The organism is Acinetobacter sp. 243_ASPC (assembly GCF_001054715.1).
Lineage (GTDB): Bacteria > Pseudomonadota > Gammaproteobacteria > Pseudomonadales > Moraxellaceae > Acinetobacter > Acinetobacter soli.
On record NZ_JVOR01000038.1, the window covers coordinates 1 to 11,786 of the forward strand.

Genomic DNA, 11,786 nt, shown 5'->3' on the forward strand with positions numbered 1-11,786 from the left:
TTGAAAATACCAAGTTAAAAATTCTCTATAGTGGTCTAACCACTTTTAGCCAGTGGGGCAGTAAAATTGCCAAATTGGGTTTTAAGCCCTATCAGAAAAATAAACGACATAGATTTGAAACCATTTTGGTGGCCATTGGTGGCGTCATTTGGCTCACTGGCAGTATGGGGATTTTAATTACTCGTTTTATTAAATATCTCACCCTGAGCCGCCGTACCTTTCGAAATGATCTGAAAACCTTGCAATTGATGGATAGCCACGCCAATTTGCAAACACTACTACGAATTTACGTACACCACGCAGGGTCGCAAATTCATAGTGTGTATTCTGAAGCCATTGCACATATGTGTTTTGCCAATTCACTCAGTCCACAAAGCTGGATGAATATCCACCCGAGTATTGAAGATCGTATCCATCGGCTTAATCCTTCAATTTTACAAGATTCACAACTTGAGAATTTAAAAAAACTACGTAGCCGAGCACTGTTTAGTTTGTTTATGCCACTTGAAGACGAACATGATGAATTTCATATTACTTGGACATCACCACAGCCTTTACCGCTGCTGCGGTTATCACCGATCAGCTTTTCTTTAAATGATGCCATCAAGCCGTTAAATCCTGAAATTCGTCAAGGTATGCCAAGACCTGAGCTACTACAGCGAGCACTCCAAACTGCAACAGGCTCGCGTGAGGTTATGGTGGCGATTTTAATGATCCGGCAGTATCGTGAATTTATTCCGCAAGATGCTGCGGTCAGTCAGGCCATTGTAGATGCGCTGCTCCATTTGGATGGTCGTGTGCATGTGCAAATTTTTCATGAGGCATGTCGTAACATTGGTAATATGCCGGCGAGTATTGCACGTCAGTTTCTGACTCGTTTGGCTCTAATTATTCAAGAGGATGGTGAAATTGGATTGCTCGATGCGTTGTTGCTTGAGCGGGTAAAGTATGAATTGAACCTGATGCCTAATCATACGCCTTCTGCATTAGAAGATGTCAAACCGCAGATTGTGCGTTTGATCGATGCTTTACTGCATGTGCAGCAAATCAATAGCCCTAATCAGCTTGAAGTGCGCGAGCGTATCTTGCAAAGTATTTTAACGTTTGAGGATATGCAGCTCTTTTCCGAAATATCCGATGAGCCGATTGACCTAGCAGAAATCTTAAATGACATCGCAGGGCTTTTGTTGCGTGATCGTCTGAGTATTTTAGGTGTGGCTGAGATGTGTCTCTGGAATGATCGTATTATTACCCAAGATGAAATGGATGTTCTAGAGTTATTGTATTGGCGCTTTGGATTTGAGTCTGCCAATATTGTGGATGAAATGCAGAAGAAAAATAGCCTCATGATTATCTAAATGCTATGTATCAAAACAGGCAAGAGAAAAGGCTGCAAAGCAGGCCGAGACACGTTAAAATGCGCGTTGAAATGAATGTATAGATAGAAACGAATGGTCGGTCAGCAGCGGAATATTTTAGCAGCAATGGGTGTGGATGTATGGATACCACGTCATCACGTTGCTCAAAAAAATACAGCGGCGTCCATATGGCGTGATCAAATGCCCGAGCAACAACTGGCCGTACCCAAGCATGTCGATGTTGCTGTCAATATTCCTGAAACAAAATCTTTACCTGTATTGGAGCCGGTTCAGGAACAACCGGTTCATGTTGAAATTACAGCACAAAATACTGTGCCTCAACAGCCTAAAGTACTGCTCGAGCTTGAAGCACTGGTCGAATGTGATGCGTTTCAGCTTGAAGCATATTGCTTTCAGGACAAAGTGTTAGTGATTGATGCAACTGGATTAACCGAGGCTGAAAGTCAGCTTTGGTCAAATATTCAAGCCGCTATGCCAGGTGAGTATGCTGAACTGAGCTGGCCATTTCCGCGTTTAGATTTTAGAGATTCACGTGGGGTGCAGGCCTATGTTCAAGGGTTTTTAGATGCCATAGCAATCGATAAAAAAGTGTTATGCTTGGGTAAGCTGAAGTTTTTAACACATACAGACTGTATGTATCTGGCCAGCTTAAGTGAGATGTTGGAAAAGCCGATACTCAAAAAACGTTTGTGGACATTAATGCAGTCATCGTAAAGGGATAGAAATGAAAAAAAAGGTAGTGGTATTTAGCCAGATCGACTCAAAAATATTAGCAAAATTACAAGAACTCTATGACGTTCGGGTTTTAGATCCTAAGCAAGGCGATATCAATACTCAAATTCGTGAAGAAGTTGTCGACGCGCATGGCATGATTGGAGCGGGACGATTACTCAACGAATCAAATCTGGCGCCAGCCAAGCACTTAAAAATTATTTCAACGGTAAGTGTTGGTTATGACAACTACGATGTGGATTATCTCAATCAGCGTCAGATCTGGTTGGCACATACACCACATGTATTGACCGAAACCACAGCCGATCTGGCATTTACCTTGTTAATGAGTGCAGCGCGTCAGGTGCCGCATCTAGATCGATGGACCAAATCAGGTGAATGGAAGCGTACTGTTGCTCCAGCACAGTTTGGTCAGGATATATACGGAAAAACACTGGGTATTATTGGACTGGGTAATATTGGTGCTGCTATTGCGCGCCGTGGCCTGTACGGCTTTAATATGAATATTCTTTATCATAACCGCCGTGAAAAGTTGGCGCTTGCTCAACCACTAAATGCAACGTATTGTGATTTAAATACACTGCTACAATCGTCTGATTTTGTGGTGGTGGCAGTAGATCTCAATACGGAATCTGAAGCATTAATTGGTAAAAATGAGCTGGCTCAGATGCAGTCTCATACTGTGCTGGTGAATATTTCTCGTGGTTCGGTGATTGATGAGGTTGCACTGATTGACGCCTTAAAGCAGCAACAGATTTTTGCAGCAGGTTTGGATGTCTATCAAAAAGAGCCTTTACAATCTTCAGAGTTGTTTGAACTAAACAATGTGGTGACATTACCGCATATTGGTTCGGCGACTGCGCAAACACGCTATAAAATGGCAGAGCTTGCGTTTAAAAATTTACAGACAGCACTAGATGATCAGACACCAGCCTATCTGGTCAATCCGGAATTTAAATAATTTTTAAAGCAATAACGGTTTCACTGTAAAAGAATCATGATTAAACTCTTCTAACACTTTGTAGCACTTTACGAATGTTGTGGGTGCTATAGTACTAAAAATTCGTTCGGCCTGAGTGTGAAGTTGAAACGTAGCATCATGATTCTGGGAGTCACTGCGGTTGCCACAATAGCATCGGCACATTCCGATTTTAATTTTGCTGATCATAGCGTGCATTTTGATGTGCCTGAAATTTCAAGTGGCGTGGGTTTGATCGATCAACAAAAAGAAAAACAGATCGGTGAAAAAGTATATCGGGAAATTCAGAAACAATTACCTGTTATGCATGATCCATGGTTGCAAGATCAATATGCCCAGATTTTTTTCCGAATTTTAGGGCAAACTCAAATGAGCCAGCCCGTCGGTTTAGTGATACTGAAAAGCCCTCAAATTAACGCCTTTGCTGTGCCCGGTGGCTTATTTGCACTCAATACTGGCCTCATTGCCAATGCGCAAAATATTGATGAAGTCGCTGGTGTGATGGCGCATGAAGTGGCACACGTTACGCAGCGGCATTATAGCCGTTCTCAAGAAGCATTTAAGGGGCAAGGATTACTGGCACTCGCAGGCATATTGGTGGGGGCGGCACTGGCGACTAAATCGAATGGTGAAGCAGGTTCTGCACTGATGTTGGGAACACAAGCAGCTCTCATTGATAAACAACTGACCTATAGCCGTAATCAAGAGCGTGAAGCAGACCGAATTGGCATGCAATATATGTATGCTGCTGGTTATAATCCGCAAAGTATGGCCGATTTTTTTGAAACCATGCAGCGCTCTAGTGTCGGGATTGGGTTTTTACCCGATTTCTGGATGACTCATCCACTCACCACCGAGCGAATGAGCGAGGCACGATTAAGAGCCAATCAATTACCTAAAGTGACGCATAGTTTATATGATCCGAATTTTCAAATATTAAAATGGTACACAGCGGCCGTTTCGAATCAAGCGACGGAAGAACAACTTAAAACAATCGTAAAACAAGGCAACAATGAAGCGAAGTTTGGGCTTGCTGCGTTTTATTTAAATCGGGGTGATAGTCAGGCTACGCAAAATGTCCTCGATAGCCTTCCAGATTCGCTCAAGCAGCATACTTTGTTTGCTCTAATTCAAACCGATGTGTATTTGGATCAACATAAGTACGAGCAGGCTTACGCTGTTATCAATGCAGCACAGAAGGTAATGCCAGAAAATCGTGCATTGAGTTATAAGCTTGCAACTGTTTATATTCAACAAAGTAAACCATCGCAGGCGCAACAACTGGTACAAAAGTTTATTAATCAAAATCCGAGAGATATCGAGGCATGGCGCCTGATGCAGCAAGCCGCAGCACTTCAGCCACAGACTTCAGTCAATCAAATCAATGCTTTGCGTTATCGGGCTGAAGTACAGTTTTGGTCAGGCAATGAAGAAAACGCAATTAAATCGATGTTGCATGCTCAGCGTTTGGCGACAACTAATGCTGCTTTATCTGCGCGGATTGATCAACGTTTAAAAGAAATGCAGGCTGACCATGCTTTAAACATTTAAAAATAAATGTTAAAAAGCATCATGAGTAAGTAACAGCTCTCTAAATCTTTTATACTTTTAAAAATTAAACCGAAGATGAATGAAATAATTGAAAATAATGAAATTGAATCAGATACTCGTTGTGGTTTTTTGTGTAGTGATGCAGCAGGGGCATGCTGCAATGCCTGAACGCTATTTAAATGCGGTAGATAAAATATCCAAGCAGTACAGTGAACAAATGAAAACTTTCCTGCGATCACTCAATCCGAAACAAACTGGATTTAACGATGCGCAAAAAGCACAGTATTGTGGCATGATCGATCAGTACATTGATCATATGTACGCAGTTACAGAGAAGTATCGTGGAGATTTACCGCTATCTTATGCTCGTTTGACCAAACAGGATTTGATTCAACAAGTATTGGCATCGAAGGAGATGCAACTGGTAAAAGCCTACAATATTGAGTGTACGTTTAATTAAGTTTTTCTATTAACTCAATTTGGCTTTGATTTTGGAAGAGACTTGTGCAGGATCGGCACGCCCGGCTATGATCGGACGTAGAGAATTCATCACCTTACCCATATCTTTCATGCTAGTAGCACCTTGAGCAGCAATCGTTTGCTCAATGAGAGAGTCAAGCGCTTCCTCAGTCATAGCTTCTGGTAGAAATTGAGAAATAACCTCAATCTCGGCTTGCTCTTTACTAGCTAAATCATCACGACCAGCGCCTTCAAAGGCTTTGATCGATTCTTTACGCTGTTTAATTTGCTTTTCAATGACCGCAAGAACTTGCGCGTCGTCAAGCTCTTTGCGCTCATCGACTTCGATTTGCTTAATTGCTGCCTGAAGACCACGAATCACCATTACTGTTGCCATTTCTTTGGCACGCATTGAAGTTTTTAATACGTCAGTAATCTGGTCTTTTAAAGTCATCGTCGTCATCTTTTTAGGCAGTCAATCACAAATTAATTAGTAAAGGCGAGTAGTGCGAACAGATTCACGCGCCAATTTCTTTTGGTAGCGTTTAACAGCAGCAGCTTTTTTGCGTTTACGTTCTTGAGTCGGTTTTTCGTAGAACTCGCGCTTACGAACGTCAGCCAAAACACCCGCTTTCTCGCATGAACGCTTGAAACGACGGATTGCTACGTCAACTGGCTCGCCTTCTTTCAACTTAACTTGTGGCATGTAAAATCCTCTAGATTATGGATAACATCTAACGCACGATTGCACTAGATGACAAGTGAAGGTCAGTATTTTACTCATTTACAACTGATATCACAAGTCTATAATAGCGATGACACAATTTTTGTAGCATGTAATAGGCGGTTAAATGATTGTTTTGGGTCTTGAAACATCGTGTGATGAAACGGGTCTGGCGCTTTATGATAGCGAACGAGGGCTACTCGGACAGGTCCTCTACAGTCAGATTAAACTTCATGCAGAATATGGTGGTGTGGTGCCTGAGCTGGCATCACGCGATCATGTCAGAAAAATGATTCCACTTCTGGATCAGCTTTTAAATGACAGCCAAATTAAAAAATCACAAATTGATGCAGTGGCCTACACCCGTGGTCCGGGCCTGATGGGCGCACTCATGACTGGCGCCTTATTTGGTCGTAGTTTGGCATTTGCTTTAAATAAGCCGGCAATTGGCGTGCACCATATGGAAGGTCATATGCTTGCACCGCTGCTTTCTGCAACACCGCCCGAATTTCCTTTTGTTGCGCTGTTGGTCTCTGGCGGCCATACCCAGTTGATGGCGGCCTATGATATTGGCAAATATGAATTACTGGGTGAGTCTATTGATGATGCAGCAGGTGAGGCCTTTGATAAAGTTGCGAAAATGATGGGGTTGCCTTACCCAGGCGGGCCAAATATTGCCAAACTGGCTTTACAAGGCAATCCCGAAGCATTTGAGTTTCCGCGTCCAATGTTACATCAAGGACTAGATTTTTCTTTTAGCGGTCTGAAAACAGCGGTTTCGGTGCAATTGAAAAAATTAGGAGAAGAACAACGCGATGCCGATATTGCGGCGTCTTTTCAAGAAGCGATTGTTGATACATTAGTAAAAAAATCTGTTAAGGCACTTAAGCAAACCGGCTTAAAACGCTTGGTAATTGCGGGTGGTGTGAGTGCCAATGTGCGTTTGCGGGAACGTTTAGAGCATTCGTTAGCTAAAATTAAAGCACAGGTCTATTACGCAGAACCTGCACTCTGTACCGACAACGGCGCCATGATTGCGTTTGCAGGTTATCAGCGTTTGAAATGTGGTCAGCATGACAATCTTGTCGTGACCACAACACCGCGTTGGCCCATGACCGAGTTGTCTCATCCAGCGCAAACCAATCACTGATCCTGACCATGTTGTAAAAAGGCATCTTTATCAAGATGCCTTTTTTATTGTATAGCAGGAATATCCTAGGTTTTTGGCATAAATTCACCGCCGTACTGCTCATTGAATGATTTCTGATCTAAATTTTGTGGATCCATTATATCGATATGCGCCATCATGCCATGACCATGGCTTACAGAATTGAGCTGTTGTGCTTTAAATTTAAAGCCTGCGATGTAGCCTTGGCCATAGCCTGTGTAAGGCAGGGAGTTGAGTTGAGCATAGACACAAAGCCGCACATCACCATTATTGTCATAAACAGTCCATTCGAATTGCTCAGCGACTAAGGTGTCGTGTCCGTTGGGGGATTGCATAGGAGACGGTTGATACTGAATGACAGAAAAAATAACATCATCATAGACCTCGCATAAACCACCGCTATGCCGTATCAATACCGTATTGCAAAGCGGCTTGCCTGCTAAATCCATGCGATAAAAAATCACTTGTGTCTGCGCATCTAAATTAAGCATATGCTGCGTAACAAAATAGACGGGCAAGCTGCCGATAAGCTCTCGTGCATAACTCTTGGGTGTAGATGCAAGCGCACTTCGCACAAAATCAAAAGTGCCTGTTCCTTGCACCTCATCATGTTTTGAATTGGTCTGTATATAACCGCTATAACGTGTCATACAATTTAAATGATCGTAGAGCCAAGATTTAGCTAACCAAGATACAGGGCTGCATAGCGAAACCTCAATTTCATAGCGAAGCGATGAAGATTCACCTTTAATTTTAAAGGTGGGAGAGTTGCCCTCAATCAATAGCTGTTGTCCCAAAAGTAATTTATCTGTGCTCGAGATTACATCAGCCTTATGAAATGAATCGCTGGAGTTGATTGTGCTATCCAATAAATGACAGTTATAGGCTAGCTGAACATCTGCAATTGGATCTGTGGCAGAGGCCTTATGTGTATCTAGACCATAAAGCCCAGATTCTCCAAAGCTTGCACGTACATTCAGAAATGTTTCAGGCTGAATCAGATTGGGAAAACAAAACTGATATTGGGCGTAATGGTAACGCTCATCATTCAGATAAGGTTGAATAATCGATCTGAGATCTGAATGCGAACTGGATGCTTCTGAAAACTGAAAAATGGGGTAGAGGTGATGTATGGCTTTAGCAAGCCATGCTGTTCTGGCATTCTTATTGGGCGCAGAGAAAATATTCATTGGATTGCCTATCTTCTTATCATGTCTATGGCTATTTTAGAGGCGATAACAAGACAGGCTACAGGGCTATTGATGTCAGTTTCGGGTCATAACAGGACGTAAATTCAGATGAATTGTCTAACAATTTTGGTGAAGTTGCTGCGATCCGATCCAGTGCTTGGAAAACTGATACGCTGCTCGGCCTGAACGTTGTCCGCGTGACTGACTCCAGCGTAAGCTTTCGGCACGAACTGATTCATCAAATGCAAGACCTGCTTGTGCAATGTAGTGCTCGACAATTTCAAGGTACAAGTTTTGATCCATCGGATAAAAAGAAAGCCATAAACCAAAGCGATCTGAGAGTGAAATTTTTTCTTCGATGGCTTCTTGAGGGTGTAATTCTTTGTACTGAGGAACATCAACTTTAGTGACCGGTGTATTTTCATGCATAAACTCAGGCAGTAAATGACGACGGTTACTGGTGGCATAGATGATAAAATTGTTTGACCCAGACTGAAGTGAGCCATCTAATACACTCTTCAGGCTGCGATAATTTTCATCTTCAGCGTTAAATGCTAAATCGTCGCAATAGACAATAAATTTTTCTGGTCGCTCGGCAATGATTTTTTGAATAAGCGGAAGATCGCTTAAATCATCACGCTCAATTTCAATCAGGCGTAAACCCTCAGCCATATATTCGGTTAAAAGCGCGCGCACAATTGAAGATTTTCCCGTGCCTCGTGAGCCCGTGAGCAAAATATCGTTTGCTGGAAAGCCGTGCAGAAATTGTAAGGTATTTTGTACGATTTTTTTCTTTTGAGCTTCAATACCTTTTAAGTCATCGAGTCGAAATGTCTTGGGCGTATAGATCGGCTTTAACTGTCGATCTTGCCATTTAAATGCGGGCGCCGAAAAATCGGGTGCTTGAGGTAGCTCAGGTAAAGTCTGCTGTAACTGATTTAAAACACGAGATAAGGTCTCAATCAGATGATCGGGTAAATCGAAACTTGCCATAGTAGAGGTCGATATGTATCAAACAGAATAGCTCAAAGAGTATATCGACTTGCGTGGCTTTTAAAGGGTTGATTGTGAATCAATTGATCACAAGAACATTTTCGCAATTGATCAAATCCGATTGCTGTAGCATAGTTTTGAAACCACTCATCCTATAGGACATGGTATGTTCGCTATGAAAAAAACGGATATGAATCCCTATCAGGCATATCGTATCAAGAAATTAAAATATCAATTAAAAAATGCTGAAACCTATTCGGAGTGGAAGTCGATTGCCTTGCAACTCGACGAAGAAACAGGATCGCAAGAGTGGAAATTTGATAACAGCTCGCCTTATTTCGATGCGGAACTGATCTCGTATCGGTTGAATTTACTACGTAAATTTAGGTTGCAACAACATGTGTTAGATACGGTTTATTTGCTACAAGAAGGATTAACACATGACATTGCCAATATTGGACACCCGATGCTGTTTGCCTCGACTTACGTAGGCACCAAACAAATTATTGAAGATTATATTGAAGAAGTGTCTGCGTCACTGGCGTTTGTCGCAGGCAGTCAATGCCAGACGCTTACCCATGCAGAAAAAATCCGTTTTTTTAAAAATTGTCAAAAAACCTATGGGCAGCCGGCACTGATGTTCTCAGGTGGTGCGACATTGGGCTTATTTCATAGTGGTGTATGTAAGGCACTGATGGAACAGGACTTAATGCCGAAAGTGCTATCGGGTTCGAGCGCAGGTGCCATTATGGCCGGTATGCTTGGAACATCGAGCCCATCGGAGTTTCAGCGCATTTTGGCCGGCGAGACTTTTTTTAGTGAGGCTTTTCGCTTTCGGGATACAAAAGATTTGCTTAAAGGCAATGGTGGGCTTGCAGATGTCAAATACCTTAAAACTTTTCTGATTGAAAACTTGGGAGACCTGACCTTTTCTGAGGCTTTAGAAAAATCAGGCTTGCATATTAATGTAGCGGTTGCGCCGTATGATGGCTCTCAAAATGCCCGCATTATGAATGCTTACACGGCACCAAATCTGCTGGTCTGGAGTGCTGTGCTGGCCTCATGTGCTGTTCCGGTGCTCTTTCCGGCAGTTCGCCTGACCAGTAAAAACCGTGATGGTGAGCATACGCCCTACATGGCCAATACCAGATGGGTGGATGGCAGCGTAAGAAGTGATTTCCCGCAAGAAAAAATGTCGCGTCTTTATAATTTGAATTACACCATTGCCAGTCAGGTTAATCCGCATGTGGTGCCGTTTATGCAAAGCGACATTTCTCGCTATCGAAAGGATATTTTAAGCTGGCCTCAGCGAATTCTTCGTCGCCAAGGAAAAGTCATATCGCTGGGAATTATGGATTTTACTCGCGAGCGCTTAGGCACAGTAGCACCGGTACGCCGCTTGCTTGATCATGGCTATGGAATCGTGGGGCAGCGATATTATGGTGATGTGAATATTATTGCACCGTTCAATCTGCGCCAGTACAAATATATGCTGCAAAATCCACGCCCACATCTGTTTAAGCTACTTCAGCAGCAAGGAGAGCGTGCAACATGGCCCAAACTTTCTGCTATTGAGACTTATGCCCGAATTGGTAAAACCATTCAGCACTGTATTGAAGTGCTTGAATATCAAAAGGGAAGTGCGACTCAGCGTAAGCCACTCAGCGCATAACCGATGTTTAACGATCATGAGCTGATATTACACACGCATAGTCATCGTTTTGCGTTAGGGCGCCGTTTATATCAATTTCGTGCAGGAGGACAGCAATACTGGCTCAAAGCACAAATTGCAGAGCGTCATGCTGAGACAGAAGCAGGCTTTCACAATGAGCTTGGATTTTATCAATGGGCCAGTAACCGTATAAGCCATATTCTGCCAGCGCGAATTGAGACATTAGGCATGCTTGGTCAAGAGCGAACCACTGGAGATATTCTGATTTTACCGCATGCAAGTTCAATGTTTGCTGTAAGCGTGCATGAACTTTCATTTGACATCGTGGTAAAGCGGATTGAGCAGTTGCTCGATTGCTTGCATGACTATGAACAATCTGGCTGCATTCATGGCGATCTAAAGCCAGATCACTGTGTAATATTCAATAATCGCGTTTGCTTGATCGATTTTGAGCAAAGTGATTCTGCCTCCATGCATCCACCACCAGGTATAACGGCAACCCCGCGCTATATGGCACCTGAGTTGTTTCATGGGGCACAAAAGAGTATCGCTAGTGATTTATATGCACTGGGAGTGATGCTTTATGAGTGGTTGAATCACACCCGATTAACTGCAAAAAGTTATCGAGAGTGGGCATATTTGCATTGTCAAACATTCGATTTACAGCTAGTACATGAATATTCAGGGCTTTATCCTTTACTTGATGGACTTTTAAAAAAACAGTTTTCACAGCGATTTACATCGGTAAGTGAAGCAAAATATACATTTGATCAGCTAAAATTGACGATATAATAAACATAAGCCTTTGATTTGATTTTTATTTAATCAACCGGTTGTTTTTTTGAAAAAAAGACTTGTCATCATGAAACCTTATCGATAATATACACAGCCATCGGGGGGCGTGGCGAAATTGGTAGACGCACTGGATTTAGGTTCCAG

General features: G+C 42.6%; 12 protein-coding genes. 8 read left to right on the forward strand and 4 right to left on the reverse strand.

Annotated elements, in window-relative coordinates:
• The 5 genes from ADA42_RS03835 to ADA42_RS03855 form a co-directional block, all read left to right on the forward strand.
• On the forward strand, nucleotides 1-1,358 hold a 1,358-nt coding region (locus ADA42_RS03835), incomplete at its 5' end, for a hypothetical protein (protein ID WP_048763667.1).
• A gap of 93 nt (nucleotides 1,359-1,451) precedes the next feature.
• Nucleotides 1,452-2,093, forward strand: a complete 642-nt coding sequence (locus ADA42_RS03840) for a hypothetical protein (protein WP_048763669.1) — start codon at nucleotides 1,452-1,454, stop codon at nucleotides 2,091-2,093.
• Between the two features lie 10 nt (nucleotides 2,094-2,103).
• On the forward strand, nucleotides 2,104-3,072 hold the full coding sequence (locus ADA42_RS03845; protein WP_048763670.1) for a 2-hydroxyacid dehydrogenase: 969 nt from the start codon (nucleotides 2,104-2,106) through the stop codon (nucleotides 3,070-3,072).
• Between the two features lie 138 nt (nucleotides 3,073-3,210).
• Nucleotides 3,211-4,641 carry a M48 family metalloprotease gene (locus ADA42_RS03850; RefSeq protein WP_048763672.1) on the forward strand — a complete coding sequence of 477 codons (1,431 nt, stop codon included), beginning with the start codon at nucleotides 3,211-3,213 and terminating at the stop codon, nucleotides 4,639-4,641.
• A 97-nt stretch (nucleotides 4,642-4,738) separates the two neighbouring features.
• Complete coding sequence (locus tag ADA42_RS03855) at nucleotides 4,739-5,101, forward strand: hypothetical protein (RefSeq protein WP_004936674.1); 363 nt, start codon at nucleotides 4,739-4,741, stop codon at nucleotides 5,099-5,101.
• Between the two features lie 9 nt (nucleotides 5,102-5,110).
• Here ADA42_RS03855 and ADA42_RS03860 read toward each other — a convergent pair whose 3' ends face one another.
• Nucleotides 5,111-5,554 carry a GatB/YqeY domain-containing protein gene (locus ADA42_RS03860; RefSeq protein WP_025094844.1) on the reverse strand — a complete coding sequence of 148 codons (444 nt, stop codon included), beginning with the start codon at nucleotides 5,552-5,554 and terminating at the stop codon, nucleotides 5,111-5,113.
• A gap of 36 nt (nucleotides 5,555-5,590) precedes the next feature.
• A complete protein-coding gene (rpsU, locus tag ADA42_RS03865; protein WP_001136722.1) occupies nucleotides 5,591-5,806 on the reverse strand; it encodes a 30S ribosomal protein S21 in 216 nt (71 codons plus the stop codon).
• Nucleotides 5,807-5,951: 145 nt separating this feature from the next.
• Between rpsU and tsaD the strand changes: the two genes are divergently transcribed.
• Nucleotides 5,952-6,974: a tRNA (adenosine(37)-N6)-threonylcarbamoyltransferase complex transferase subunit TsaD gene (gene tsaD, locus ADA42_RS03870; protein WP_048763675.1), complete on the forward strand. Its 1,023-nt coding sequence runs from the start codon at nucleotides 5,952-5,954 to the stop codon at nucleotides 6,972-6,974.
• A 65-nt stretch (nucleotides 6,975-7,039) separates the two neighbouring features.
• On the opposite strand, the gene ADA42_RS03875 is transcribed toward tsaD, so the two are convergent.
• Both ADA42_RS03875 and ADA42_RS03880 read right to left on the reverse strand, forming a co-directional pair.
• Complete coding sequence (locus tag ADA42_RS03875) at nucleotides 7,040-8,182, reverse strand: DUF6670 family protein (RefSeq protein WP_048763677.1); 1,143 nt, start codon at nucleotides 8,180-8,182, stop codon at nucleotides 7,040-7,042.
• A 117-nt stretch (nucleotides 8,183-8,299) separates the two neighbouring features.
• Entirely contained in the window at nucleotides 8,300-9,175 is an 876-nt protein-coding gene (locus ADA42_RS03880; RefSeq protein ID WP_004936685.1) for an ATP-binding protein, read from the reverse strand.
• A 166-nt stretch (nucleotides 9,176-9,341) separates the two neighbouring features.
• Here ADA42_RS03880 and ADA42_RS03885 point away from each other — a divergent pair, with 166 nt between their 5' ends.
• Entirely contained in the window at nucleotides 9,342-10,847 is a 1,506-nt protein-coding gene (locus tag ADA42_RS03885; RefSeq protein WP_048763679.1) for a DUF3336 domain-containing protein, read from the forward strand.
• Between the two features lie 3 nt (nucleotides 10,848-10,850).
• Nucleotides 10,851-11,639: a protein kinase domain-containing protein gene (locus ADA42_RS03890; RefSeq protein ID WP_048763680.1), complete on the forward strand. Its 789-nt coding sequence runs from the start codon at nucleotides 10,851-10,853 to the stop codon at nucleotides 11,637-11,639.
• Nucleotides 11,640-11,786: the final 147 nt, after the last annotated feature.